General features: G+C 40.4%; 21 protein-coding genes and 1 pseudogene. 10 read left to right on the top strand and 12 right to left on the bottom strand.

Annotated features, from left to right (window positions below; translation table 11 throughout):
• Positions 1 to 85 precede the first annotated feature (85 nt).
• Complete coding sequence (locus ABIE50_RS15765) at positions 86 to 2,224, top strand: M43 family zinc metalloprotease (RefSeq protein ID WP_209867440.1); 2,139 nt, start codon at positions 86 to 88, stop codon at positions 2,222 to 2,224.
• A gap of 447 nt (positions 2,225 to 2,671) precedes the next feature.
• Here the strand turns inward: ABIE50_RS15765 and ABIE50_RS15760 are convergent, their stop codons facing one another.
• Complete coding sequence (locus ABIE50_RS15760) at positions 2,672 to 3,613, bottom strand: hypothetical protein (RefSeq protein ID WP_209867438.1); 942 nt, start codon at positions 3,611 to 3,613, stop codon at positions 2,672 to 2,674.
• 821 nt (positions 3,614 to 4,434) lie between these two features.
• On the opposite strand from ABIE50_RS15760, the pseudogene ABIE50_RS15755 reads away from it, so the two are divergent.
• Positions 4,435 to 4,902 (top strand): annotated as a pseudogene (locus ABIE50_RS15755) (hypothetical protein); the annotation flags it as partial.
• 126 nt (positions 4,903 to 5,028) lie between these two features.
• On the opposite strand, the gene ABIE50_RS15750 reads toward ABIE50_RS15755, so the two are convergent.
• The gene (locus ABIE50_RS15750) at positions 5,029 to 5,418 is read right to left on the bottom strand and encodes a winged helix-turn-helix transcriptional regulator (RefSeq protein ID WP_209867434.1); all 390 of its coding nucleotides are present in this window, start codon (positions 5,416 to 5,418) and stop codon (positions 5,029 to 5,031) included.
• Between the two features lie 213 nt (positions 5,419 to 5,631).
• Here ABIE50_RS15750 and ABIE50_RS15745 point away from each other — a divergent pair, with 213 nt between their 5' ends.
• Positions 5,632 to 6,234, top strand: a complete 603-nt coding sequence (locus ABIE50_RS15745; protein WP_209867432.1) for an FMN-dependent NADH-azoreductase — start codon at positions 5,632 to 5,634, stop codon at positions 6,232 to 6,234.
• Positions 6,235 to 6,557: 323 nt separating this feature from the next.
• Here ABIE50_RS15745 and ABIE50_RS15740 read toward each other — a convergent pair whose 3' ends face one another.
• Positions 6,558 to 7,391 carry an NAD-dependent epimerase/dehydratase family protein gene (locus ABIE50_RS15740; protein WP_209867431.1) on the bottom strand — a complete coding sequence of 278 codons (834 nt, stop codon included), beginning with the start codon at positions 7,389 to 7,391 and terminating at the stop codon, positions 6,558 to 6,560.
• Between the two features lie 63 nt (positions 7,392 to 7,454).
• Positions 7,455 to 8,306, bottom strand: a complete 852-nt coding sequence (locus ABIE50_RS15735) for a helix-turn-helix domain-containing protein (RefSeq protein ID WP_209867429.1) — start codon at positions 8,304 to 8,306, stop codon at positions 7,455 to 7,457.
• A gap of 146 nt (positions 8,307 to 8,452) precedes the next feature.
• On the opposite strand from ABIE50_RS15735, the gene ABIE50_RS15730 reads away from it, so the two are divergent.
• The 3 genes from ABIE50_RS15730 to ABIE50_RS15720 all read left to right on the top strand — a co-directional run bounded on the left by ABIE50_RS15730 (position 8,453) and on the right by ABIE50_RS15720 (position 9,782).
• Entirely contained in the window at positions 8,453 to 8,773 is a 321-nt protein-coding gene (locus ABIE50_RS15730) for an ArsR/SmtB family transcription factor (protein WP_209867427.1), read from the top strand.
• Positions 8,770 to 9,273, top strand: coding sequence for an SRPBCC family protein (locus ABIE50_RS15725; RefSeq protein WP_209867425.1), 504 nt, complete (start codon positions 8,770 to 8,772; stop codon positions 9,271 to 9,273). The genes ABIE50_RS15730 and ABIE50_RS15725 overlap by 4 nt, the downstream gene beginning before the upstream one ends.
• A gap of 80 nt (positions 9,274 to 9,353) precedes the next feature.
• Positions 9,354 to 9,782: a VOC family protein gene (locus ABIE50_RS15720; protein WP_209867414.1), complete on the top strand. Its 429-nt coding sequence runs from the start codon at positions 9,354 to 9,356 to the stop codon at positions 9,780 to 9,782.
• 593 nt (positions 9,783 to 10,375) lie between these two features.
• Here the strand turns inward: ABIE50_RS15720 and ABIE50_RS15715 are convergent.
• The 5 genes from ABIE50_RS15715 to ABIE50_RS15695 all read right to left on the bottom strand — a co-directional run bounded on the left by ABIE50_RS15715 (position 10,376) and on the right by ABIE50_RS15695 (position 16,869).
• Positions 10,376 to 11,425: an IS481 family transposase gene (locus tag ABIE50_RS15715; RefSeq protein WP_209867412.1), complete on the bottom strand. Its 1,050-nt coding sequence runs from the start codon at positions 11,423 to 11,425 to the stop codon at positions 10,376 to 10,378.
• Between the two features lie 428 nt (positions 11,426 to 11,853).
• On the bottom strand, positions 11,854 to 13,227 hold the full coding sequence (locus ABIE50_RS15710; RefSeq protein ID WP_209867410.1) for a DUF6119 family protein: 1,374 nt from the start codon (positions 13,225 to 13,227) through the stop codon (positions 11,854 to 11,856).
• A gap of 954 nt (positions 13,228 to 14,181) precedes the next feature.
• Positions 14,182 to 15,195, bottom strand: coding sequence for an HNH endonuclease signature motif containing protein (locus tag ABIE50_RS15705; protein ID WP_209867408.1), 1,014 nt, complete (start codon positions 15,193 to 15,195; stop codon positions 14,182 to 14,184).
• A gap of 370 nt (positions 15,196 to 15,565) precedes the next feature.
• Positions 15,566 to 16,444 carry an FRG domain-containing protein gene (locus ABIE50_RS15700; RefSeq protein WP_209867406.1) on the bottom strand — a complete coding sequence of 293 codons (879 nt, stop codon included), beginning with the start codon at positions 16,442 to 16,444 and terminating at the stop codon, positions 15,566 to 15,568.
• A gap of 107 nt (positions 16,445 to 16,551) precedes the next feature.
• Entirely contained in the window at positions 16,552 to 16,869 is a 318-nt protein-coding gene (locus tag ABIE50_RS15695) for a hypothetical protein (protein WP_209867404.1), read from the bottom strand.
• Between the two features lie 1,341 nt (positions 16,870 to 18,210).
• Between ABIE50_RS15695 and ABIE50_RS15690 the strand changes: the two genes are divergently transcribed.
• The 4 genes from ABIE50_RS15690 (at position 18,211) to ABIE50_RS15675 (ending at position 19,970) form a co-directional block, all read left to right on the top strand.
• Positions 18,211 to 18,492 carry a hypothetical protein gene (locus ABIE50_RS15690; RefSeq protein WP_209867403.1) on the top strand — a complete coding sequence of 94 codons (282 nt, stop codon included), beginning with the start codon at positions 18,211 to 18,213 and terminating at the stop codon, positions 18,490 to 18,492.
• 28 nt (positions 18,493 to 18,520) lie between these two features.
• A complete protein-coding gene (locus ABIE50_RS15685) occupies positions 18,521 to 19,060 on the top strand; it encodes a MauE/DoxX family redox-associated membrane protein (RefSeq protein WP_209867401.1) in 540 nt (179 codons plus the stop codon).
• Between the two features lie 33 nt (positions 19,061 to 19,093).
• Positions 19,094 to 19,381 (top strand): hypothetical protein, encoded by a 288-nt coding sequence (locus tag ABIE50_RS15680; RefSeq protein ID WP_209867398.1) that lies wholly within the window; start codon positions 19,094 to 19,096, stop codon positions 19,379 to 19,381.
• 310 nt (positions 19,382 to 19,691) lie between these two features.
• Positions 19,692 to 19,970, top strand: coding sequence for a hypothetical protein (locus ABIE50_RS15675; protein ID WP_209867397.1), 279 nt, complete (start codon positions 19,692 to 19,694; stop codon positions 19,968 to 19,970).
• Between the two features lie 69 nt (positions 19,971 to 20,039).
• Here the strand turns inward: ABIE50_RS15675 and ABIE50_RS15670 are convergent, their stop codons facing one another.
• The 3 genes from ABIE50_RS15670 to ABIE50_RS15660 are packed head-to-tail and all read right to left on the bottom strand — an operon-like array spanning position 20,040 to position 26,409.
• A complete protein-coding gene (locus ABIE50_RS15670; RefSeq protein ID WP_209867394.1) occupies positions 20,040 to 21,479 on the bottom strand; it encodes a TlpA family protein disulfide reductase in 1,440 nt (479 codons plus the stop codon).
• Between the two features lie 32 nt (positions 21,480 to 21,511).
• Positions 21,512 to 22,888: a RagB/SusD family nutrient uptake outer membrane protein gene (locus tag ABIE50_RS15665; RefSeq protein WP_209867393.1), complete on the bottom strand. Its 1,377-nt coding sequence runs from the start codon at positions 22,886 to 22,888 to the stop codon at positions 21,512 to 21,514.
• Between the two features lie 17 nt (positions 22,889 to 22,905).
• A complete protein-coding gene (locus ABIE50_RS15660) occupies positions 22,906 to 26,409 on the bottom strand; it encodes a SusC/RagA family TonB-linked outer membrane protein (protein WP_209867391.1) in 3,504 nt (1,167 codons plus the stop codon).
• Positions 26,410 to 26,704 lie beyond the last annotated feature (295 nt).

Below are 26,704 nucleotides of genomic sequence, written 5' to 3'. Positions count from 1 at the left end.
TACTTCAATTCACTTATCCTAAATAATATGGGCATTTCAGAATAATCAGTCGGAGATCAACTTAATTACAATAAATCTACTTTCCATGCGCCCATTAATCGTCTTCCTGATACTTGTATCTTTTTGTGTTCCAACGGCAGCTCAGCGTAAATGTGGTACATATGGTGCGTTACAACAAAGAATAAAAGATCATCCCTATCTGAAACAGCTACTCATCGATAACGAAAATAGAATACTTATAGGTCAACGCCTGCATAAATTTAGTTCAATAGCGCCTGAAGCCCGCTCCCTTGTTACTATTCCTGTTGTCGTTCATGTAGTATTGGATAACCCCAATATTGTTACTGATGAACAGATAATATCACAACTGGAAGTTCTTAACCGTGACTTTTGTGCAACCAATGCTGACACTGCCCAAGTTCCCAACGTGTGGAAATCAATCATCGGAAATGCACAGATAAAATTCTGTCTGGCACAAAGAACTCCCGACAACAAGGCTACCAATGGCATACTTCGAATAAAAACAGAAGCTGGCAAAAGCTTTAACATATACGAAAATGACTTGAAGTACGACGACAATGGAGGGTCTACTGCCTGGGATTCAAAAAGCTATCTCAATATATGGGTGACCAATATGTCCAATAATGTTCTTGGTCTGGCTACTCCTCCCGGCAACGGTTACCCGACAGAAGAAGAAGGGGTAGTGATTCAATATACCGCTTTTGGAACAACAGGCAGTGCAAAAGGTCCCTATAACCTTGGCAGAACAGCCACACATGAAATTGGTCACTACTTTGGGTTAAGACATACCTGGGCAGATGATGATGGTGGTTGTACTGAAGATGACGGTATTGATGATACTCCGCTGGAAAGCAATTATACTTTTGGTTGCCCTGACTTTCCTAAGCTTGACAGCTGCAGTCCCAACCCACCAGGTATTATGTTTATGAACTATATGGACTATTCCGACGACGCATGCATGTGCCTATTTACAACCTTTCAGGTTGACAGGATGCGGTTTGTCGCTGAAATGGTTACCCAGGGACTTTTAACATCGAAAGGATGTACACCCCTCACTCCTCTTAACAACGATATTGCTTTGGTATCCATTTCCTCACCGTCCGGAAGAATATATAGTGGTCTTGTTCAACCTGCCGTAATATTACGCAATAATGGTACCGTCCCATTAACCAGCGCATATATCACCTATACATTGAATGGTGGACCGCCAATTTCTCAACAATGGAGCGGCAATCTTTCCAGCGCACAGCAAATAACTGTAAATCTGCCGGTTACCACAGTTAAAATTGGCACGTATGATCTGAAAATCTATACACAATTACCCAATGGTGTTCCTGATAGTGATCCCACAAATGATTCTCTAAGTAATCATTTTCATTACGATGCGGAAATAAGTCTTCCTTTTACCGAAGGGTTCGAGAATAGCAGCTTCCCTCCTGCGGGTTGGGATATATATAACCCGGACCAATACTACACATGGGAACGTAATTCTAGTATCGGAAATCGTAGCAGCGCATCAGCGATGGTAAACAACTACGATTATCAAACTTACGGACAAATTGACGATCTGATAACACCAGTAATAAATCCAATGGGAGCCACCTCAGTGTTACTAACATTTGACGTAGCAGCCGCTGCGACCAATGCTCTATCTGCTGGAAGCCAAAAGTGGGATACCTTAAAAATATTGGTTAACAGAGAAGGTACAACTGCCGAAGAAGTTGTATACACGAAATGGGGCCGCCAACTAACAACTCATGCAGCAGCACTATCAACTTCTTTTATTCCAACTCCTGCCGATTGGCGTAGAGATACGGTAGATCTTACAAATGTTGTACGCGGATCAAAATTCTATTTACGTTTTAGAAATATTTCAAACTTACAAAACAACATTTATATTGATAACGTTAGCGTTGCTGATAAAGAAAACAATACATTTATGCAGGATCCGGAAGTCAATGCAAGCCCCAATCCTACAAATGGTCCAGTCATTCTGACATTTAATCAGAATCCAGATAACCTACTGCAAGTAAGCATCTATAACTCATTAGGAAAGCTTATCATCTCCCAATCTTTCAATAATAATACAAACAGGAATACTAATCAGGCATTTGACTTAACAAATCAACCTGATGGGGCCTATTTTATTAAGTTGATTTACCGAGATAAAAACCGTATACTAAAGTTGATCAAAATAAAATAAATGATCTGCATAACCAACAATTAATGTTGGGCCCGAGGCAAGCGCAAAAAATGGAATCTGTGGCTCTGGATGCAATAGCAATATGTACAGGTGTTGCCCAAATGTGCCATCGGAAAGCACTTGCCTGTAGCCTTCAGCGATGGGATAGGCTATCCCTTCTCCTTCGGACGTTACAACTAGTACCTCGTTCTGGCAAGATGTATTTGCCCGGAGGGATACGTATATTCGGTACTTTTGTCTTTTAAAACTATGGCTAGCTACAAAACAAAAAAGGGGCTGCATCTAACGATACAACCCCTAAAGAATTTAAGTATTAGATATGCCGACGATATTGTAGGCATATAATTTGCTCCCGTTCATTGGCTATTGGAAATCCCTACTTATTTCAAATAAGCTTAGCCTCTTAAAAAAATGTCTACTTTTCTGCAGAAGTTCCGGTAGATCGGCCTATCTGAAATAGAAATCTATTTCACCATTTGTTGCACTATTACTTACTACTACAGAATTTTTTCCAGATGCCGTTTTTAGTTTGTTACCACCAATAATCCAATTAAGTGTAGATATATTATTCTTTGCAGTTGTTAAATTTATATTGTACATTTTTATAAGTGGGTCTGGTGGAAGATATGAGGAAGTGTCAAACACAGGACCTCCGTATGTAGGTTCTAAAACCTCATATACCAGCGTTGATCTTTTAGGATAAGTAACAATTTGATCCGCTTCCGGATGTCCTTTAAAATATATTTTATATGTATAACTGGTATCGGTGTGCGAAAGAAGGTCCATTATTCCTTGCACCGTATCTCCAGGGTTTACATCAACAAATGTCCCATGATGATAGCTGCCACCTAAAAGATACCAATTGGCAATGGTCCAACTACCATTTTCCCATTGCAACACGGGTTGAGCAAAAGCTCCTCCATCCATTCCATTCCAATAAAAAGTGAAATTAGATGTTTTTGGACTATTCGGCACTACCCATTTTGTCTTGAAAGATTTTATAGTGTCGGTTAATGGAATTTCTGCGTAACATGTGTATCCTGTGCCCAGTTGTTCTGTTCGTACTGGCCGTGAAATGGTACTTGCATTCTTTATTACGCCCAAATCTTTTACTACTTTTCCACTTACAATATCTCTTTCTTGTAACCTGCCACCAAATATACCAACATTTACAGTTGACGGATGTGTCATTACTTTGGATGCATCCATACGACCAAATGGTGTAACAATAGTCCCTTGGGCAGTATTTTCATTTTTAATTGATTCTCCTGGATAGCCATTATTTTTACTACAGCTAACTGTAACGATTATTATGTTTAGCAAAATCCAACCTATTTTTTTATCCAACAGAAGTCGGTTCTGTAATGTCCTGATAAAAGACTGTTTCATAGTAACAAATGTTTAATTGATAAAATAAGATTTGCTCGGGTTAAAAAAAATATTAAAATAAGATTTGCCTGGGTTAAGAAATATTAAAGATTTGCCTGGGTTAAAAAAATATCGGGATTGAATCACTGTAAACTTGTTTTCGAAACTAACCTTAATAATCAAATAATTATCACGCAAACGTTTGCGTATTTTTTTAATGCCATTTCTTTTTCAATTGATTCAATTTTCGTTCGAGGTAAGCGATTTTAGCCTGTTTGTATTTCTCCTGACAATCCCAATATCAATAGGAGTAAATTCAGCTTTATATTTTACCATCTTGTAATAGATTGATGCCAGTTTATTAGCTGTTGCTGTGATAGCATATTTATTGCCACCTTTAGACTTCATTCTTCGGAAATAATCTCCTAGTCAATGGTTACTTTTGTGCATCGTATTAGCAACATCCCCGAACCCTGCAAGGTTCTTCTTTCTAATCAAACGGCTACTTTTAACTTTACCGCCAGTGATTTTATTATTGGGATAAAGGTTCAGCAGGATACAATTTTTTTTTCATTCTCCCACTTGCTCATGTCTGTACCTGTTTCAGCCAGTATAATACAGTATGGATTTTTATGTTCATTAATTCCAGTGCTCTTTGCATCGCAGCATGTACCTGCTGGAATCTTATGTAAGCGTTTTTCTAAACGCAGACGTACCAATGTCCATAAGGCTTGTTTAAAAATTTGAGGGGGAGAAATTAGAAAAAAAGAATCGATCAATTAGTTTGATTTACAAGAAACAAACTATGAGAACGAAGTTCACGTTACAGCGGATATACTTTTCCCAGCAGGATGCCTGCTGCGGCTCTCGATAAGTATCTGGAACGACTGAATACATTTATGGAAAAAACCAATATGAATATCGTCAACATCCTGGATCAGGGCGCATTAGGCCGCATGGATATCTGGAATAAATATCTTGCTAAAACAAATATTGACGCACTGATGTATACCGGTTACGGAGAAGCACCGGGCGGGAGTATTCAGTTTGCAGCAAATGGCAAACCGGTAATTGAAGCACGCGATAACCTGTGGGCAGGGCTGGAGGAAGAAGGCACTGTTATCAGTAATATAAATGCAAGACCCGCAGATCCATATAACGCTGCCGGTTATACGCTGGTATTTGTCCACACCTGGACAAAGAACATGGCGGCTATCCGCACTGTTATTGATGGTTTACATGCTAATGTAAAAGTAGTTACGCCGGATGTTTTTGTAAAACTGGTCCGGACCAACCTGGCAGGAAAATAATCAACGGGTAATTCCGGTAAAAAGCAAAAGGGCCCCTCCTGCCCTGATTTGGGAAGATATAAGCGAATTCATTTGTATCTTCCCAAATTTATTTAACAATGGCCGCTGACACATACGACAGGAACCCTATAGCGAAAAAGCAGCTACTGCATTTTCACTGCGCATACTTTGCCTGATTCTTTCGCGATGTTGTTTTCCCCACGCATCAAGTTCATGCAATACATTTTTCAAAGTCAGGCTATATTCAGTGGCCTCGTAGATAATAGTCGCCGGTGTGGTCGGATATACATTCCGTTTGATGAATTCATTCAATTCAAGATCTTTCAGTTCCTTAGCCAATACCTTGGGAGATATACCGCTTAATGCGTTTTGAATCTCGTTGAATCGTTTTGGTTTTTGCACAAGGCTTAAAACTACCGCAAGCCTCCATCTGCCATTAAGAACATACAATGCGTCAAGAACATTTTTGAGCGAACCCGCGCATTCTTCTTTGCCCGGAATTTTATCAGGTGTCATACCCGCAAAGATAAGCACCTTTCCTGTAAGTAAGCCCTTTCCTTTGGGTAAGTGCTATCCTTTAAAAGGATATATGGGTCACCTTTGCCAATGAAATCAGGAGCCAGGCTCAGTTAAGCAGTATAGGTGATATAAACCGGAAAACATTTGACGGATGTTTCCTTACAAGCAAGCTCCATCATTAACCATGGCAAACATTTAATTAATTTTTTCATGAAACGAATCCTTCATTTAATTTCAAGTCTCCAGGGAAATCAGTCTTACAGTATCAGGTTAGGCAACGCGATTGTCGAAAAGATACAGGAAAAATATCCGGATAGCACGGTCGAAGAAGTAAACTTAATTGATCTTGAAATTCCACATGTAAATCCCGGTATGTTGCGATCTTTCTTTACACCCGGGGATCAGCTGACGGCCGAAGAGAAAGAATCCATCCGGTATTCAGATGAGGCGGTTCAGCAATTATTGGCAGCAGATATAATCGTTATCGGCGCACCGCTGTATAATTTCACGATACACACCGCTTTAAAAGCCTGGATTGACCATATCACCAGGGCCGGAATAACTTTCGGTTACGGGGAAAACGGCCCTATCGGCCTGGTAACAGGTAAAAAGGTTTATGTTGCAATGTCTTCCGGTGGCATATATTCGGAAGGACCTTCAAAGTCCAATGACTTTGTAGCGCCATATCTGAAAGCATTTCTTGGTTTCCTGGGAATGACCGATCTGTCCGTTTTCCGGGCCGAAGGTGTAAAAATTCCCGGAATAAAAGAGCAGGCGTTGGAAAAGGCGATTGATAGTATAGAAATAGATTAATCTTCATTTCGAACTAACCACATCAAAGATGCGGTAGTATAATTACACAGCGGACAAAGCGTTGGGGAGAAAATAAAACAGGGCAAAATGGTAATAATTCCACTTTGTCCTGTTTTACCGTGACAACTATACGTTGGCCTGATATTGCTTTGAATTTCGATATCAGCAAACAATGAATAGATCAGATTTTATAAATCAAACTATATCAATAGTTGCATTCATATTCATCTCTTAGAGGCCGTTGAAAATTTAAAAGCGACCTTTTGATAAAGCCGGCTACAATTTTAGTTTTCCAGAAACGGATAGTGCAAGCGGCCTTTTATTCACAAAATATCTAAATCTCTGGCTACATAAAAGCTGGGTACCAAAGGCCTGAAACCGATTTTTCTAATCTTCCCAGCGTTTATAATCCCCTCGAACGGATCCTCGAGCGGCCCCTCTACACGATCAAATATCTCTTTTTCTTTTCCTTCTGACGCTGCCAGTTCATAAAGAGTAATGGGCGCGTCATCCACGATATTAAATATTTCCCCGTTAAGACCATCTTGCTGCAATAATAAAAATAGCCCTTGAGCAACATCCAGGTGATGTACCATGTGCATTCTTGAACCCGGGTGGCGTCCCCACTTTTTTAATATCGGCATGATCTCCGCGATATGCGGGTCGTTATCGCCGTAAACAAAACCCAAACGAAGTATGCGCACATCAAGATCCATATTCAGCAAGGCTTGCTCAGCTGCTATCTTGCTGGACGAATAAGCCCTGGGGTCATTAATATTGAGGATATCGTCCTCTTTTGCCGGATGGCCATAACCTGAACTGTAGACGTTACTCGTACTAACAAATACAAAGCGTTTAACGCCTGCTGCGAGGGCAGCCTGAGCCAAAGCTACGGTACCGGTATGATTGGTTCTGACAATGCCTTCATCGTCGGTAAATGTCCGGAATAAGGCTGCTAAGTGAATAACCGCATTCATTCCTGCCACCGCCTGTGGCAAAGTACCTGGGTCATAAAGGTCGCCGACCACTACTTTAGCTCCTGGTAATGCCTTAGACGCATCCCGTACTAATATGGTAACGTCGTATCCTTTGGCTATCAGGCGGGGAACAAACCTGCTCCCGACCTTTCCTGTTGCTCCTGTAACTAAAATTTTCATAAACCAAAGTTCGGCGTATTTGTCGATCAGGGCACTTCACCATCAAACCAATAACTATAATTTTCAAACTTTCCTGAAAGAATTGGGTGTGGTTCCGGTTATCCGCTTAAAATAGTTATTGAAATAAGCCGGATAATCGAATCCCAGTGCGTAGGCAATATCGGCTACACTCCAGTCGGTGTACTTTAAAAGCGCTTTGGCTTCAGCAGAGACACGGGCGGCGATATGTGCAGAAGTAGGTTTGCCCGTTACTTCTTTTACTGCGCGATTCAGATAATTAACATGAACAGCGAGGCTTGCCGCAAAGTCTTGCGGGCTGCGAAGTTTGAGCGGATCATTGCTACGCTCGATTGGAAATTGTCTTTCCAGCAGATCAATGAACTGGTGTGCAATGCGACCAGGGCCAGTAATGAATAACTTAGTCCGTTGGGGCGGCTGAATCTCCAATGCTTCGTGTATTATTAAAGCAATGCAGCTTTTAATCAGATCAGCTTTATGAGTATACTCGCTGGCGTACGCCGCTAACATTTTTTTAAAGATAGTACCGATAAAGAATGCCTGGTCTTCCTTCAGGGAGATAACCGGATTATCTCCAACACGGAACAGCGGGGAGTCCTGCAACTCCCGGGTGTTAATAAAACTCCCGGTAAATATGCACGCGTAGCCGCTGGTTCGGCTGACACGCCGGACAATGGAGTGGACAACTCTGGGATTGACAAAGAAGAGCACAGTGCCTTTGATCTCCACAATTTGGCCTCCATAGTCAATTGTCATATCGCCGTTCACCAGGCCCATTTTATAAAAATCACGCCGGCCCGTTCTGGCCGGGACATCGACCGATGGGGATAGTTCATGTACCTTAAAGCCTTTGAGTTTTGATTCATCCCAACTCAATCCCGGAATTCCTGTTTCCATTTAACAAAACTAACAAATTCAAACCTTTTACGATTTGCCTGATATACTCTATCGCGCTTCTCTCAAAAAAATTCCCAAATAATTTGCGCAACTAAAAAGTTGCATATATATTTGCAACCTAAGAGTTGCGCAATTAATAATCAAGAATGAAACAGGATATATTCCAGGCCATATCAGATCCGACACGCAGGGCTATTTTAACGTTAATCGCTATCCAGCCATTAACACCAAATACGATGGCCGAAAAATTTGACATGACCAGGCAGGCGGTATCGAAACACATTAAAGTATTGCATGAATGCGAATTAATTAAGCCTGCGCGTAACGGCAGGGAGATTTATTATCATTTTAATGCAAAAAAAATGCAGGAATTTGACAACTGGTTAGCCCAATTCAGACAAAGCTGGGAAATTCAATTTAATCAACTTGACGAATTATTATCAACAATTAAAGAACAGAAAAAATGAATAACGATCTGCTATTTGATTTTAATGTTGACAAAGCAGCGAAAACGGTATATATCACCAGAGAATTTGATGCCGGGCTTTCTTTGGTATGGGATGCTTTTACTAAGCCGGAATTACTGGACCAGTGGGGAGCACCCGCACCAATGCGCGCCCAAACCAAGTATATGGATTTCAGAGTTGGAGGGCAAAGATTTTATGCTATGATAAGCCCCGACGGACAAGAGCGTTGGGCTATTCAGAAATACACATCCATTACTCCGAAAACAAATTTTAAAATGTATAATTCTTTTGCAGACAAAGACGGAAATCCTGAATTGCCTGGTTCTGAATGGGATTACAATTTCAGCCAACAAAATGGCAGAACTAAAGTGAGTATCACCATTTTTAATGAATCCCTTGCCCGTATGGAGAAGATGATTGAAATGGGCTTTACCGAAGGATTTAAGATGCTAATGAACAATTTGGATAATCTGTTGCCTGCCTTATCACAGAAATTATAGGAAGAAAATTGTCAATCCTATTGACAACAGGAATACAGAATAGCATAAGCAGAAAAAATTAAACCCTTAAAAATAAAATTATGAGAACAATCAATCCGTGGATCAACTTCAATGGCAATGCCGAAGAAGCATTCACTTTTTACAAATCAGTTTTTGGCGGAGAGTTCACAAAGATCATTCGCTTCAAGGATCTGTCGGGCCCCGAATTTCAGGTTGCGGAAAACGAAGCAAATAAAATAATGCACATTGGTTTACCTATAGGCAAGCACAATGTATTAATAGCCAATGATGTTCCTGAATTTATGGGACGAGTAAACGAAAACGAGAATAGGTCTAAAATAATTGTGAGCACTGAAAGTCGTGAAGAAGCCGATAAAATATTTAATGGATTATCAGCGGGAGGAGAGATTGAAGGGCCCATGGGCGACAGTCCCTGGAACACATACGCCGGAATGTTTAGAGACAAATATGGTATTGAATGGATTGTGGAATTTGACCCGAGCTTATAGCGATAAGTCTAAAATAATAAACCGAACACGCCTCGTTAAGTGTTTAATAAATTGATATATCTCTCAACGTCATTGCGAGGTACAAAGCAATCTCCTACTTTACAGGACAGACCTACATAGCTCTCTGTAAAAAAGATATGGGAAGATGAAGGTATTATTGTGGGCGCGCTGCCTGGATATTCATATCAAAACTGAGGAAAAAACCGGAACCTGATCCGAATAGCTAAATTGTTGTTATACGTATCAGCGGCTATGAACTTGAAACTAACGCATAAGAAGCAGCTGATGTAGCGAATTGAGCTGGGTTGGAATAAAACAAAAAAGCCTTTACATCTTGCGATATAAAGGCTTTTTGTTTCTGTCGGGACGACTGTACGACGCCCTGATATTGCATTGTTTTGAATTTCAATAGTTTATAAAAAGAGCTTGAATCTACTCACTGGATTACACTTGTGATTATAGTGAGCATTTTCTGCAAGTTAAAAATTGTATACGATAATTTCAAGTTATCAAAGAGGTAGTAAGACAAATATTGATTTTTGTGTCAACTAATCTGTAATAGTTCCGATTTGCTCCGACAGTCGGGTGATATTTTAAGCAGCTGGCGGAAGGTCGTCTAGCTGCTTTTCTTTTGCTAAAGGTACTGTTTCTTCAAAAGTTTGCAATGGTGTCCGTCCGAAACAATACTTGCCAGTATGTGTCCGATTGCGGTTGTAGTGATCTATCCAGTCGTCCAGATCGCGCTGGATCTGCTCCAGAGACGAATAGATCTTTTTTCGGAATGCTATCGAATAAAACTCTTCCTGGACGGTGCGATTGAATCTTTCGCAGATCCCATTGGTCTGAGGGCTTTTCGCCTTGGTCCTGGTATGATCTATGTCCTCCAATGCCAGATAAAGCTCAAATTCGTGGTGATCCCTGGCTCCACAATATTCAGTACCACGATCAGTTAAAATTCGCAGCAGGCGAACTCCATACTCGTCGTAGAAAGGTATCACCCTGTCGTTTAGCATATCAGCTGCAACAATTGCGTGCTTTCGATCATACACCTTGGCAAATGCTACCTTGCTATAGGTGTCAATAAAGGTCTGCTGGTAGATTTTTCCAACCCCTTTGATAGTTCCTACGTAATATGTATCCTGTGCTCCAAGATAACCCGGGTGATGGGTTTCTATCTCTCCATGAGCCACTTTCTCTTCTTTTGCCCTTTCCAGCGCTATAACCTGTGATTCTGTAAGTATTAAGCCTTCAGCCATAGATTTCTCCTCCAATGCCTTAAGTCGCTTTTTAAGCGTTTCCAGCCCATGCCTTAGCCAGACTCCCCGTACGCCTGCAGGCGATATAAAAACACCTTTCTTCTTCAGTTCATTGCTTGCCCTTAGCTGGCCAAAGGCGGGTTGTTCTATAGCCATTTCTATCGCAGCTGCTTCTATTTGTGGCTCAACCCGATTCTTTAGTATTGGTTTTCTTCTGCTAATCTCCTGGAGGGCCGATTCGCCTCCATCTTCATATAATTCTTTAAATCGATAAAAGCTGTCCCTGCTGTAGCCAAACAACTTGCACACATGGGATACGTTACCTAATTCTTCGGCCAATTCTAACAGGCCTACCTTGTTTTTGATTAACTTTACTGCTGTATTCATTTCTGGCAGTTTAAAGGGTTAATGAATAAGTGTGGTTACTTAAAATTAACCCAACTGTCAGATTAAATCACAACTTCTGCAACTTAGGTTTAACTCCTGCTTTTTGATTTAAAAACCAACGATCGAATGGCAATTTGATGCCCCGCAGTTATTCGTTCCTAAAGGTCTCTCTTTGGATAATTGAAGCTAGTGATCTGTCCATTTGTTAGATATTCCACCGCTCTATCTTTCCTGCTTGCACCACCATCATTAGACAGCCCCCTTTGTTACCCCGTTATTCCCAACTATATTCAGGGAACGCGATCACCACTATAATAACAGGTCTATCTTCATCAACACTTCTTATATCTATTTTGCTGTTGTCAAAAGGTACTCCGTTACTTTCAAAAATCCCTGCTAATGCCTCCAGGACCTGATCAATTCCTGCCTCAACAGGAAAAGGTAAGCCCCTTTTCACCATGCTTTAACAGGTCACAAGCTTCCATATGCTCCGGGACGATCTTATCCAGCACTATAAATCCAGGTTTTCCGGCAAAGCTCAGATTAAAAGCCCCCTCTCCACCGCTGGTATCAAAAGGAGCAGTGATCAGGGTATTATCCCAATACTGCTCCAGTAGTTGCTTAAGCTCCCTGTTTAACTCCGCCACAAAACTCGCTTTAATCCGGTACCAGCTGCCGTCGATGAAAAAGTAAGTCTTTCCCTCCATCGTTACCTCCCCGTTTAAATGCTCGTAGATAGATCCGCTGGTAAGCAGGAGTCCAGCCTCATCCTCGGTTTGTACCACGGTATGCTGTAGCAACCGCCGAAATCCCCGCATATCCTTAACGTCCAATTTGCCTGCTTCCTGCAGCTCCCTTAGCAATTCATTTAGCTCAAATGCCTCCTCTCTGGATGGCAAGTCCGTCTGCGGCAGGCTGTAATAGGCCGCTGTACGGTACTTATCCACCTCCGGGTGACAAAAATCAATATCCAGCACTTCCCCATCCACATATCCCTGGTAGATATTATCGATAAACGCCTCCTGCAGCTGACGGATCAACTTATGATGCTTCTTACCGGAAATCAGCTCCATATTATTAATGGAAAAATTGGGCGGCTGGTTCAGTAGCTTATTAAGCCGCTTGGCGACTGCAACAAACCCCTCCTCATCTAATGGCTTACTGATCTGGAAAGTAGTTTTAGCCAGGCAACCAGATACCTTTCGCTTCAGCTCCGAGGCTTTAAAACCAAATATATCTATCAATATCCGCTGGTCCAGATCAGCCTTGAGTTCCTTATAGATCTGCCCAAAACTGTTTTCATCCATCAAACGCCGGTCTTTCCTGAAATGCTTGGACTGTGCCAGCAATACCCCGGTCACCCCTCTATTCTGAAAAGACTTGATTACCGGGCTATCGGCCTTGATTAACCGCGATAAAATATCAAAACCAAAGCTCTGGGACACAAATCCCTGTATGGCAAATGATCCGAGACCTCCGGTGACAGCAAAAATTCTTTTCTTTACCTCGGCAAACATGATATAGGAGGGGATAACCGACTCGCAGGTCGTAATAGGCTCACCTTTCTTCACAATCTTCCCAAAAATATGTCTCCACCTGGCTGGCGCCTTCCTAAGGCTAAAGAACACCCGCAGCTTCACCCCACCATATGCCTCCTTTATGGATTGCTGCTCAGTGTATTTATCCCCTCCTCTCTCATTGGCAATCCTGATGATATCATCTACTGCGATACCAAATTCCCGATCATCAATAAAATGATCATCGATTTTGTAATAACTAAATAAGACTTTTTCCGTCTCCATCATTTTAATTTTAATAATTCACAAATCTCTATTCACACAAACCTCTCCGGCTATGACGCTATTACCGCCATTTCGACGGATAGTTACCTTTCTCTAACATTCAAGGGAAAGCCAGCAACACCGGCCATTGAGATACGCGCGGGCTAAAAAGCGCTCAGGCAGCGCCCTTATCGTTGTTCTTTCTTAATGGTGATCTGGTTGGTCATTACTCATAAAAAATTTACCTTCATTCCAGAAGCACAATTCCATCCCTTCTATATTTCATATATAGGAACCATTTCACCTCGCCAGTACCTATAGAATTATATAAGCTTTACTATAATACACAGATAAATCCTTCAGGTACTATTGTTATTTCAGATTATTTGGGAAAACTACTCCCAATAGATTCTTAAGGGAGCAAAATCTTTATCTATCAGCAAATTATGAGGAGCCGGAAAGATTCACAAAGTAATTCAGGCCATTCGTGGAGTAATATTGCATTCGTCAGGAATTTGGTTACGGGACGGGTATATGAGGATGATATACCACAAGCAAAATCGTTGCAAATCCGTTGAACGATGCTCAACGACAGCTGGTACATTTGTAATCTGCACAGCGATACAAGAAGTACGGCTTTGATAAGGCCACATAAAACTAACGCCAAAAAATTAATTAAATGGCAAGAAAGGAAGTTATCACGATCTCAATTAAATACGTGAAATTCAAATTCCAGAACCCTGGAATAAAAAGTATCATCATGCTCCTAATTATGCTATTATTCATATACGGGCTGCTTTGGATGATCTTTCCACTTTTCCAATAACATCTAATCAACGAAAAAAGCTACGAAATAACCTCTCAAATTGGTAAGCGTAGCTTTTTTCTATACTATAACATCCAGACTCCAGTTATTTCATATCCCTAAATAATGAGAGCCATACAAGGTCAACAAACCCAAGACAATTACCCCCGTCAGCAACAATCATCAAAGGTATCGCCTCCCAACCATTCAAGTCCCAGTTCCATACAATATTGCTTTTCCGCCCCTTCTTGACTAAAGAAGCTACCGATGCTTGTGTGCACAAACAGGTCATCCTCATAGGTTATCTTCGCAAGTGCCCAGGGTTTGACTGAGCCGCTGCCTTTAATGGATTCAGATATAACATAAATCGACTGGCAGTCGTCGGACATCGCTCTCTTTGATACCAAAGAGGAATAAACCTCATTGCGGCAGAACACTGCACTCGCTTCTAATCTCTCAGTGTATGCTATCAATGGCGCCGCTACATATTCCTGTGGGCAACAGGGAAACTCCATAGGAAGACGCCAATTCAGTTGTGCAGCACCCGCGGTTTTGGACATAATAATATCAGGCCCATTAGAAGCTGTTGATATATGCTGTTTTGGGGCATTATACCGGTTAAAAATCCAATCCCCTAATAAACCACCTGTTGGGTGCTTATCGCTAGCAGCCCATGCCAACAGCCGTTTTAAACTTAACTGCGCTTCATCCTTACTGACGGTGCGCATCCATTCAAAATTTGGCTCCAGGAACTTATCACGAAATTTCGAAGGATCAGCAAGAAACGCCTCTACACTACCACAAACGATTGCAATACGCTTTGCTGTAGCTGGATTAAGCAATATGTTTTCCAGCCGGGTAACCCACCGAAGGTTCTCTGGCCGGTTATTCCGTTTGTTGGTATCAATGTGGTCAACAACATGGCCTGGGGATGGAGGTCTTCCATGAAACGCAATGGCCACTATCCGATGAATATGGACCGAGGCGATCTCCATATAGCCTTTTTTGCTATTCGGTTTGCCAAAAGTCCACTGGTTATCGTTCGGGCGTGGCCGTTTACCAACTAGAGGATACCGGAATACCTGACCATTGTCCCGTACGGCGTACCGCTCGCCTTTGTAAATACAGTCCACTTCTTGTGAAAAATCATGGTCAAATCCACCATCTGTCGCGATAATAGCCATATTATAAAACCTGTTGGTTATGAAAGATTTCGATTACCCGCTTTTCTCCATAACCGGATTGCCAGAAATATAAAAACACAGGTTAAAAGAAGGCCGATGGGCAGTATAGACGCTCTGTTGGTTGCTATATCAGGTTCATCCGAAGTGAGTATACGGAATGTTTCTTTTAATGAACCAAAGGCGATAAGGCTCATGACAATAGCGTAAATTTTCCATTTATTCATAAAAGGGTTAGGTATAGTACTGCATGCAATTTAATAAAATAATATCCAACAAGGACTTTATCTAAGTTGCTTCTGGGAATATAGATAACCACGTAATTAGTACAGTTATCTAAACTGACCTTTAATTAAGTTGGCCTTTAAAATAACTACCATCCACAAATCCTTTGATTAATCTGAGTAACAATAGCTTGATGTTCGGGATTTTCTTTAACATAAAGATAGTCTCTATCCAATCCCATTGCTTTCAATTCCTCCCGGATGGGAGCCTTACATGCTGCCGGTATGCGGAAACGGAATAACCAAGGCGCAATATCTTCCTGATGATTTAATGGAATCGAACATTTGTCTCGGCTGGGGATGTAAAAGCGTCCTACTTGTTTATACATTCTCCCTTCGAAAATCCGGTTTTCAATCTCACTCAGGTAAAAGGGGACATTTACCATCCTACCTGAAGCCAAACATTCAGGGTCCTGGTCATAATAGGTATCGCGAAGCGGAACTGTACTATGCTTTAGAAGGCGTTCATTATCATATAGGTAAGCCCAGAATTGCGCATCGGCTGCTTCGATATCCCGCAAGGAGCTTTCCTCGACCGCAAAAAATAATGCTCGCTCCCAATGAAACGAAAAATCTACAATAGTCGTTCGGATGCCTGCATGCTGAGCTTGGAAAAGATTATCCCATTTTCTGCCGTAAGTCTCTCCATCAAAAAGATGTCTTAACGCCTGTGAGCTAAAAAGTGTGGTAATTTCCCTTTCAAACTCACCGACAAGGCGCATTTCTAACACTTTGGCATCTGAGCTGCTAAGATGAGCCTCACCTCCTCGAAACAGCCCCGGACGAACGTCCCATCCGAAATTTTGCTCTCCACGATAATGTGGTTGGCCGTCCATTATCCCACTAAAGAATAAATAGGACCTATATCTTATAAGGCTATTATGAACTAGCTCAGCCTCAGCGACTGAGGTAATTACCGGCTCAATTCCCAGTATACGCTTAGGGTTTTCATCATAAATTTCTGCCATTTAGTTTACTTTAGATCATTACAATTGGACAGCGGTTATCTATCTTAAATTTCTGAATAAATTAAATATACAAAAAAAAAGCAATTAGAATTGATACCTCATTATTCTCAAATTCCCCTGGGAACATAGTACTGAAATATTGTCTTCTCCCTGTACTCAACAAAGCCTTCTGTCGAATGCGTAGTCAGGTCTACGCATTCAATCTCGCACTGCTTCCTTTGCAATATCTTTCTAACGCTCTTTTCCGCCTTTCTAATTCCTTTACCTATACAGGCGAAGCCATATACCATGACATAATAATTATTATCCATGCTCCTAAATAATTCGGTATTAAAATATCCAAGATTTTTTAGTGTATCTCTTAATGCTTTCGCGTAGTCTGTGACCAGACCTGTCTTATAAATCTTAATAGCGTAATAATCCACGCTGTCATTATTAATGATCTTAACCCGCCTGACCAAGTTGACTATCACAGGATTATCAGGTCGTTCTTCTTGTACACTAAATTTTCTATATAGTATATCATACTCCTACTTAGGCACCCAACTTTCTACTAACTTTGAATTCAACGTATAAGTCCCTATTTCTACCATGTCATGATTTTTCAGCAGCATTTCATAATGCCAGATCACTGTTGTCGCAGTTAGTCCGACAGTAAGAATTGCGGTAGTCACCAGGTAAATAAATGGATTACTTTCCACGTGTTCTCTATAATTCATATTTTATTATTTTTAAATATTCCCAGACTTAGGTTTCCAGGAGCGGGATTTGGAAAATCCTTTTCGCTCCATCATTATTTTCACTAATATTCAGGGTAAGCTATCGGAATTGAATGTATAGGCAGCAAGAATATACTCAAATATCCATGGGCTAATCAGCACTCTTGCTAGAGTGCTTAATCGTTGCATTAAAAATAGAATGTTTTAATTAATTTTGTCTACACGACAACAGGAACAAACGCCCTATCCTAATTAATAAGTGGAAAATTTTAAGGTCTAAAAATCGTTTAAAAAAGCTCATTTTAGATACGGTGCTCCCATATCCACATATATAGGAACCAATTATCCTTCTGATCCCTATTCTATTAACAATAAATTTGGTATTTCAATACTTACATTACACCCAATCTTCCTCGTTAGTACTATTCACGCTACTATATCCTTGTCTATTTGATTTTCTTCTCAATACTGAATAGTACGATAAACCGGATCTTGTGTATATGCCTACTGAATATATAGCAGCATATGGATCAATGGTGGTAAATTGAGCCGTCTCCTATAAAATATGATCCTCCCCTGCATTCCGCTGACAGTAAAAAATAAAGTAAAAAATCCGGCTACTGAAGAACTATTGCAGTTATCAATATTAGCTTTATGTGGTAATCAGAAACCATTAGCACGACTCAAAATAACCGAAAGGATTAATTGAACCCCAGGATTAAACACAGAATCCTGTAAACTATCCGTTATGACATGGATTAGAAACCTTATTGTGCCTTTTGCTTTAGCATTTGGAGTAAGCTACGCATATGCCGAAAGCAAAAGGGTAACCATTTATTATATAAATATATGTGACTCGTTCTACAGCTACACAAGAGTATCAAACTACAATCCAGCACATTGTCATTTAGCGGCACTGAAACCATGCGTATATCTTAGTCCGGTCGACCTTGGTGCGTATACTTATGAAGCCAGCCTGGTAGCAGCAGGTGCAACACCTGGAAGCTTCAAGGGTTGCTATATAGTGGAGTAGATAAAATCGAAAATATGTGTATTATCGGAATCCTCATGCTTCTTACATCTTATACTCAGCATTCCAGAATAGATAGTGTAACACTGCCAGGAAAGTGGTACTTATATGTTTATGTTTGCGGGGCTGGAGCATACATCAAAGCTAATGAAAATCATCAGGGTGAATGCAATCCAAACGGCAATCATCCATGCAGCTATGAATCAGACAAAGACTTAGGGGTAATTGTCAGCGAAAAAAAGTTGAAGGAAGAAAAAGCAATTCCCTCAAAACATACAGGATGTCGGATTCTGGATTAATTTTCAAAATTAAAATCACAACAGCCATATGGATCAACTATCTTCTTTATTAACAGTCTTACTACTTATTGGTTGTACCGTTCTTCTATTGGTCGGTTATCTATTCTACAAGGGGAAAAATGAGCTTGCACTTGAAATATTAATCGCAGCATTGGTCATTCTTTTTATTTATACACCTGTAAGTAAACTAATGAAGGTAGATCGATATATATCTTCTATGAAAGCACAACCATTGTATCCATCCTTCAGAAACTTTCTAATTTATGCACTGCCAGCAGTGGAATTCATAACAGTTATTATACTTGCCATTCCAAAATATCGAAAAATCGGGCTCTATATCAGCCTTGCAATGTTAATAACTTTCACCGGATATATATCGTTGATACAGTTAAATTACTACGGGCGTATACCATGCAGTTGTGGAGGTGTTATCAGTGCGCTAGAATGGAAGGGGCATCTCCTCTTTAATTTATACTTTGTCGCTATAAATATATGGGCGTTATGGATTAACAGAAGAATTGAACTAAATATTAAGAAAGGTAAACCATTGAGATTTTCAGCTGGTTAATGAGTATTATTCATCCTGTTAACAATTACATTTATGAAAATCGCATTTATGATTGCCACATTTACAATTTCGATGGCCGGAGTCGCGATGAATCAAAAACAAATAGACACCACATATTTCTGGGTTCAACAAGGAGATAGTGCCTTTAAAATAAATTCCTACGATGAAGGCAACTGTCTTCCGCATCCAGGCACATTCTGCAGCTATTGGACAACAACGAATTTTCAGTTCAATTCAATGCCCGACGCATTATTTGAAGCATTAAAGTCTAATGGATACTTCACTGGACATGATTTCGATTATAGATATTTTGAATATTAGACAGGGTGAAATGATAGCAAACATATTTAAGTGAATTGCAAAGGAACTACTATTTTCTAACCCGAATTCTTAAGTATTGCAATTTTAACAGGAACGGTGGAAGCTCTTAAAAATGGCAGCAATGGGGATCTTGTAACTTCAAGTTACACAAATGAATTAAATGACGGGAAATATACAAACTTAAGAACAGTAAGTAACCCTCATTGTACAATTTCATCAACAAGGACCTAGAGAATATTTTATGCCAGATAAATATAATAATACTTGCAAGTAAACAATCCAGTTTTTTTAACCATTTAAACACAAAAAAATGAAAAAATTTCTTTTTGTTGTAGCCGCAGGCTTCATCGGATTAGCAACAGCTGTTGCTGGTAACTATCGTGCTACTTTTGAGTATGTGAATTTATCTGATAACGGCACCTATACTCGCCAGGTAGTATTTGATGATGGTGATTGCCAAACAGCCGCAACTAAACCTTGCCATTACACTTACACTGCCTCAACTCCTTTGGCTTCTCCAATCTCAGAGGCAGCCTTAATTGCAGCTGGCGCAGTTCCTTCTACAAATAAGACACTTTACATTCCTTAATGCTTATATGAATGTAGCACTCAGTTGAGTGCTACATTCATTTCTGAAATATTTTAAAAATCATCTGCTTTACAAAGATGATCTAAGCAAATCAATGAAACGATTGGTAACTTGAATATCAGAGGTGCTTGGCCTGGGAGGGTTTCTGCTTAACAATCGTCCATTCTTATCTACTATAATTAAAGCAGGCATGCTTTGAATATTATAGTATCTAATTAAATCGTTATCCATCCCTTTTCCGTTTGTATACAAATTTATACTCTCAGAATGGGTATAAAGTCCTGACTTAACTGCTGCTCTGAACATTGCGGGTGTTTTATCTACGTTAATGGAAACAAATTTAATATTGGAAAACGGTTTCACTGAATCCAGAACAGGCTTCATTGCTTTTGCTAAAGCAATACATCCAGTGCAACCTGTAAAGTAAAAATCAAGTACTACAACATTTCCCCTGAGATCTGATAACGAAACAATATTTCCAGATGTATCCTGAAGTTGGAAATTGTAAGCTACCACACCTGACTTCTGTGTTGTATTCATTTCCATAAGAATCCTTCTACAAACGTCATCATTGACTACTTCAAGCGCTTTCTCAATGTACCCCTCCCGATTGGGGCTTGAGCTTAGCTTGGCATTCAGGGATAACACAAGCAAATGATCTCTAATTACCCCTCTATATTTATGCTTTATGGATCGGTACAGATCCGAGAATGCCCGATTACCAGCCGAATTATCCCAATTAAAAACTTCTTTGGCAAATAGAAAATCAATAAACTGATACGAATAACTACATTCTTTATGGTGCTGCCCTACGCTAGTTTTTTCATCGAAATATTTAGACAGGAAGTTAAGTCTTCTTTTAAGTCTGATGCTATCTTCGTCTACTGTTGGGTAATTTAAACTTGAAACAGTTGTGTAATAACTTTTAAACCTAAAGCTACATGCCAAGACATTAAAATACTGCTTATCAAACTTGTTGTGATACTGGCCCAAAAATATCAACTGCCTGCTGAGTATATCTTCATTATAGGATGCAATACTATCAAAAAAACCAGAATCAGAATCAACACCTGTATATGGGTACTGAAAAGCTATTTTGGCTAGTTCTAACTGACAGGTAAATTTAGCGCTATCTCTTCCTTTGAATTTAATAGTACTATCTACCAAACATAGGCGCGCGCTGTCGCCAGCTTCAACTAAAAAAGTGGAATAAGAAATGTTATCGGCATCATATTTCTCAGGAACAACAATATTTAAATATCCCAAATCTCCCCCTATCGAAATAGTGGTTGAAAACTTCCCAGAAATTACGGCAACTTCCTGTTGCGCCAACACATGTCTAGCGCCTCTTCGGGTATACATATCAAAAGTGGTGATCTTCAAAGTATGTCCATCCAAGGTACCAGTGTGAAAATCGCCAGATAGTTCGATGGACTTTCCCGCCTTTTGGGCATATCCATATGCACAGAAGAAGTGAATTAGAAAAAAAATAAGGATTCTATGTTTCATAATAATTATCATTCATTTCACAACTCCTGAGATCATCGGACATTTTGCTGAATGTGACTTAATGCTATTTCATCACTTGGGATTGGCATTACATATCTTGGATCATTTGGAAGAAGCTCATAATTTGTCCCTCCTAATTCTCTTCTCAATGTGATATTTGCACCTCCTTTGTTTAATCGCTTTATATCCGGCCATCGGACTCCACGAAGTACCAGTTCCTTCTTACGTTCATTTAGTATATGTTGCAATAACTCGTCACCGGTATTATAGGAAATCGGTTTATAGTTTCCTGTAGTATAGCGGTTAGTCAATAATCGATCTAAATACTCCGCTGCCCTCATAACCTGACCCGCTCTTACCAATGTTTCCGCTTTGATTAGAAAAAGCTCATCTACTGCAACACCGGTAAATGGATAAAAACCTTTACCATTATAGCTACTTTTAGTGAGATATACTCCCTTGTCTTCTTTAAAAAATATGTATTTCCTTAAATCAGTATCTTCGTACATATTAATGAGGGCTGTATCAACAGCTGAAACACCAGCAAGGGTAGCCGCCAAATATCCCTGGCTCATAAGAGAGAGCTTCAATACTTCAGGATTATAAATAGTAAATGGACGGCTAGCGGTAGTACTTACTGTATTGTAATCAATCAGATCTGATTTCAGTAACAGAGAACTGTCCGCATAGGCTCCTGCCAAATTATACTCGCGCATATATAAATATACCCTGGCCAATAACCCAAAAGCAGCGACCTTGGAAGGCCTATTTAGATTTTGAGATGGGAAAATATCCGTAAAGTAGGTAATCGAACCTTTCAAATCATTGAGGATTTGGTTATAGGTATCCTCCACCGAAGCGCGCTGTTTAATTTCATTAATATTGGCGGAAAGTCTGATCGGTACCCCCAAATCAGTTGCTGCTGTTCCTTTATCATATGCAGGAGAAAACGTTTGTACCAGGTTAAGATAATTATACGCCCGTTCATATAAGGCCCAGCCTTTTACGAATCGACCTTCATTGGTAGTTTTCTCCACAGTGGCCAGTTTATCCCATTGTTCTAGCACTACATTTGAGTAAAAAATCGCCTGATATGGATTGTTCCAATCCGGTATCCGGTTCTCGCCCTGATAAATGTCTTTTTGCCAGGTATAACAATTTTTCTCCGTCTTTGTGCCAGTCGCATTGAAGTCATCCAGGGAATAGTAATAATATTCATCAGCTGATAAAGTACCAGTACATGGAGCATTGTATAACATCACAGTCTGATTATCCAGCAATTGAGTCATATCTGTGATAGTGCTAGGTATAACTATACCGGTGTTGGGTTTTTTCTCAAGAAAATCACTTTTAGTACAGCCTGCCGTCAAAATGGAAAATGCTATGGCAATATTTATCTTGGTACTCATGGTCACAGTTTTTAATGTTAGAGATTTACATTAACCCCGATTGAATAGCTCCTGGGATTGGGGATATTGTAATAGCCTCCTCCCACATAATCCGGGTCTAAGCCCTGCTTATTAGCTTTCCAAATAATGCCTATATTATTTACATACCCATATATTCGCAAACTCTTAAAAAATAATTTAGATGAAAACTTAAAGGTATATCCCGCCTGAATATCTTGTAACCGGACATGGTCTGCCTTGCTTACTAATACTTCTGATCCATTATAAAACAAATCCCGCTGGGGATCAGATGGATAGGACAAAGCGGGCACGTTGGTGGTCAATTCGTCCCCTGGTTGCTGCCACCTTTTCTCATAGTCTGCCTGCTGAAAGGAAGAAGAACTGGAATTAAAAGATCCCCTCCTGAAATAATACCCTAGCTTATAAATGATATTAAAAGAAAGATCCATGTGCTTGTATGAGAAGTTATTGCGCAGGCTACCAAAGGTCGTGGGGGTGGCACTACCCATGAACTTTAATTGTGCCATATCAGTTGAATTCAATATGCCGGCATAGTCCGTGCTCACTTTTCCATCCAAAAAACCTTGCGGGTTACCCGTATTATCCAAGCCCGCCGACGGATAGGCAAATATTGCCGTATAAGGACGGCCCACCATAGGGTTGGAAAAATTACTGGTCACGTAATAACTATTAGTACCTGTTTGCAATTTATATTCAGTCACCCGGTCTTTAACATGCGTGAGCAAAAAGTTGGTGGTCCATGAAAAGACCCCACTTGTGTTTATGCTATTCAAAGTCAGGTCAAAGCCTTTTGTTTTGAGATTAGCCGTGTTTCCTGTAAATTGTATTACGCCGGTCTGACCAGCAATGGGACTGTTTCCTAGCAAGTTCTTCCCATTTTTTATATAAAACTCGATGCTGCCGCTCAATCGGTTTTTCACGGTCGCAAAATCAAGGGCGGCATTAATGACATTTACCTTTTCCCAGCTTAACGAAGGATTGGGCGGATTAACAATAGATTGGGTGGGCGCATTGTAGTTATTGACATTGTATGCCTTTGCGGTTGTATAGGCTGATAAATTCTTGCTGAGGTTTCCATTATAACCATCCGTCACCCTAAATCTTAAATAAGGCAGGAAGGCAATTTTATAGAATTGTTCCTCTGAAATGTTCCAACTCATTCCCAATGAATATAAAGGCACGCCTTTCTGATTAGCATCTACCCCGAAAAGGTTTGATTCATCCCTACGGGCACTAGCAGAAAGAATGTATTTATTATTTAGCGTATAGCTTCCGTTGGCATAATAAGATATAAACCTGTCTGTAATGCCGGACTGACCATAAATGTTAGGTATTCTGGTTATGCCTCCGTCAATGGCCGTTGTAAAATCGGAAAAATAGTCCACTGGTATATTGGTAGCATTATCGGAATTGTACCCAAATAGGTTAGTATTTAAGGTATAGCTGTTATAGTCTTTGACTTCAAATCCGGCGAGAACATTCACTTCATGCTTTTTATTGAACACTTGGCGGTAGTTCAATTGAATTCTTCCCGTGTTACTTTTATAATCAGTATTGACAATATTGTATACACTGCCTAAAGGAACGGGATAGGTAATAGCGCCGGAGGGATCAATCTGAGCAAATTTATTGATGATAAGCCTCGTATAATAGGTGTTCTGATCATATAAAATAGTCTGATCAATATTGCCCTGCTGGTACTGGTAATTTCCAGTAAGAGACACGATGTCTTTGTAGATATTGTAGCGAAGTGCGATGTTGATCCTATAATCACTTACCCCGGTTTTATTATCATTGTTCTTTCGCTCATTAAATGGATAATAATTCCAGTCGGGTAACCCCTTACCAGACAAGGCATCCTTACTGGCTTGTCGGTAATCCCTGATGACGGGTAGCGCGTTTCCGTTTTCGTCCAGAAGCCGCTCGTAAGGATACTGAAAACTGTAGAATTGAGGATTGGTCTGATTGATACTTTTAGTAAAAAGCAAATCGGCCGACAATTCCAGTTTGTCATCAAACATCCGGGTAACATTTCTCGCATTTAAAGTAAACCTGTTATAGGCGTCTGAAACGAGACTCGAAAGATTTCTGTCAAATCCACCAGAAATATAGTATTGATTATTGCTAGTGCCTCCGCTGACACTCAACGCATATTGCTGATTAACCTGCTTCCGTAAAAAATATTTAGAATAGTCTCTTCTCACATCATAGCCGGCAAGCGCTGCAAGTTGGCTGGCAGCCTGATCATGGCCAATGAGCCCGTTCTTTTCTTTGTCTAATATGTCCACCACTGGAGATTGGGTGAAGTAGGGCAAATAGGTGAGAAAAATGTCATATTTTCCATTATCAAAAAGATATTTTTCAAACTGGATATAATCAGCAGAACTCATCTGGGGCACTGCAAAAACATCTGGTTTCCCTCCAAAAGTAAGGTTCGTGTTAAAAGAGACGGTAGGTCTCTGATTAAGCTTTCCCTTTTTTGAGGTATACACAATCACCCCATTTCCTGCACGTACTCCCCAGATAGAAGCGGCAGCCGCATCTTTAAGGATCGTAACAGATTCAATATCATTGGGATTAATGTTCGCCGGGTCACCCTCATACGGAAAGTTATCTAATATAATTAATGGCGAAGTATTGGCAAACAGCGTGCTACGCCCCCTTATACTGATATCTGGATCCCCTCCATTGTTGGGATTTCCTCCGATTCTATTGGCCGGCTTATTGAAGTAAACACCACTGGTCACACCTTCAATACGCGAAGATATAAAGGTGCTTACCGAGCGGTTAATGGTCTTATTATCCACAAAAGCAAACGACCCGGTGGCTCGCTCCCTTGGTAACTTCTGATAACCGGTAGATACCACCTCTACTTCGGATAATTCGCTGGAGGAAGCCGTCAATACAACATCTAACAGTCGTCGGCCGCCACGGTAAACCTCCTGCTGCTGGTAACCGGTAAAGGAAATTTGTACAATAGCATCCGGAGGAACATCTTTTATTTCAAACCTACCGGTAGCATCCGCCTGGGCTCCCAACTGGCTTCCTTTGATGCGGACTGTTGCGCCGATCAGTGGATGTCCGGTAGCGTCGGTTACCCGACCGGTCAGAGCATTTTTAATACTACTGTCGGCCAGGATTGGAGCTACTGCAGCTGCCTTATTATCCCGACCGGAGATCCGGATAGACCTGGCATTCTCATTGATGCGCCAACTAAATTTTTTGCTATCGAGCAGCAGGGAAAGCGCCTGTTCAACTGGCACATTACTTACTTTAATAGTCCTTTTTTCATGTTCATCCAGTACATTGTTACTATAAAAAAAGGCCAGCCCGGTTTGACTTTGGATGCTTTTCAGAATCTCGCCCAGCTCAACATTGATAAAACTGAGTGAAACGAGCTTGGCTGAAAATGCTGTTTTCCCTTGAACTGCCAGGCAACTGCCGCCAATTACGCAGCAAAGTATAGCAATGACGGCTATACGAAATATAGATTTGGTCATACAAGGTGCATTGGGTGCTAGATAAATCTGCCCGCTTTACATTTTGAAATAAATTCTGGTCAAGTCTGTTTACTGTTCGTGTTCTGGGGAAAATAAGCTGAAATGGCCAAATCACTTTAAGATATAACACAGGTAAATCATAAACCTTTAGTCAGATAGCCCCTCATTTATCCACAACCTTTTAACAAATGTTCCAAATGCCTTACTAGCAGAGCAATTCACTCACTTTGTTAACGCCTCGTTAATCAAATAAACAATAGATTTGGAAACCTTGTAGACCTGGTAAGTAGCCACA

The organism is Chitinophaga sp. OAE865 (assembly GCF_040546735.1).
In the GTDB taxonomy this organism is placed as follows: domain Bacteria; phylum Bacteroidota; class Bacteroidia; order Chitinophagales; family Chitinophagaceae; genus Chitinophaga; species Chitinophaga polysaccharea_A.
Note: the sequence above shows the minus strand (reverse complement) of the source record. Positions and strands in the feature narration are given on the sequence as shown.

What these genes read in the sequence shown, in the direction of transcription:
- ABIE50_RS15700 (WP_209867406.1), bottom strand. Translation starts at nt 16,444, where the DNA reads ATGGCAGAAATTTATGATGAAAACCCTAAGCGTATACTGGGAATTGAG.
- ABIE50_RS15740 (WP_209867431.1), bottom strand. Translation starts at nt 7,391, where the DNA reads ATGAAAATTTTAGTTACAGGAGCAACAGGAAAGGTCGGGAGCAGGTTT.
- ABIE50_RS15720 (WP_209867414.1), top strand. Translation starts at nt 9,354, where the DNA reads ATGAGAACAATCAATCCGTGGATCAACTTCAATGGCAATGCCGAAGAA.
- ABIE50_RS15665 (WP_209867393.1), bottom strand. Translation starts at nt 22,888, where the DNA reads ATGAGTACCAAGATAAATATTGCCATAGCATTTTCCATTTTGACGGCA.
- ABIE50_RS15730 (WP_209867427.1), top strand. Translation starts at nt 8,453, where the DNA reads ATGAAACAGGATATATTCCAGGCCATATCAGATCCGACACGCAGGGCT.
- ABIE50_RS15735 (WP_209867429.1), bottom strand. Translation starts at nt 8,306, where the DNA reads ATGGAAACAGGAATTCCGGGATTGAGTTGGGATGAATCAAAACTCAAA.
- ABIE50_RS15715 (WP_209867412.1), bottom strand. Translation starts at nt 11,425, where the DNA reads ATGAATACAGCAGTAAAGTTAATCAAAAACAAGGTAGGCCTGTTAGAA.
- ABIE50_RS15705 (WP_209867408.1), bottom strand. Translation starts at nt 15,195, where the DNA reads ATGGCTATTATCGCGACAGATGGTGGATTTGACCATGATTTTTCACAA.
- ABIE50_RS15680 (WP_209867398.1), top strand. Translation starts at nt 19,094, where the DNA reads ATGAAAATCGCATTTATGATTGCCACATTTACAATTTCGATGGCCGGA.
- ABIE50_RS15765 (WP_209867440.1), top strand. Translation starts at nt 86, where the DNA reads ATGCGCCCATTAATCGTCTTCCTGATACTTGTATCTTTTTGTGTTCCA.
- ABIE50_RS15685 (WP_209867401.1), top strand. Translation starts at nt 18,521, where the DNA reads ATGGATCAACTATCTTCTTTATTAACAGTCTTACTACTTATTGGTTGT.
- ABIE50_RS15710 (WP_209867410.1), bottom strand. Translation starts at nt 13,227, where the DNA reads ATGGAGACGGAAAAAGTCTTATTTAGTTATTACAAAATCGATGATCAT.
- ABIE50_RS15745 (WP_209867432.1), top strand. Translation starts at nt 5,632, where the DNA reads ATGAAACGAATCCTTCATTTAATTTCAAGTCTCCAGGGAAATCAGTCT.
- ABIE50_RS15675 (WP_209867397.1), top strand. Translation starts at nt 19,692, where the DNA reads ATGAAAAAATTTCTTTTTGTTGTAGCCGCAGGCTTCATCGGATTAGCA.
- ABIE50_RS15750 (WP_209867434.1), bottom strand. Translation starts at nt 5,418, where the DNA reads ATGACACCTGATAAAATTCCGGGCAAAGAAGAATGCGCGGGTTCGCTC.
- ABIE50_RS15690 (WP_209867403.1), top strand. Translation starts at nt 18,211, where the DNA reads ATGTGTATTATCGGAATCCTCATGCTTCTTACATCTTATACTCAGCAT.
- ABIE50_RS15660 (WP_209867391.1), bottom strand. Translation starts at nt 26,409, where the DNA reads ATGACCAAATCTATATTTCGTATAGCCGTCATTGCTATACTTTGCTGC.
- ABIE50_RS15760 (WP_209867438.1), bottom strand. Translation starts at nt 3,613, where the DNA reads ATGAAACAGTCTTTTATCAGGACATTACAGAACCGACTTCTGTTGGAT.
- ABIE50_RS15725 (WP_209867425.1), top strand. Translation starts at nt 8,770, where the DNA reads ATGAATAACGATCTGCTATTTGATTTTAATGTTGACAAAGCAGCGAAA.
- ABIE50_RS15670 (WP_209867394.1), bottom strand. Translation starts at nt 21,479, where the DNA reads ATGAAACATAGAATCCTTATTTTTTTTCTAATTCACTTCTTCTGTGCA.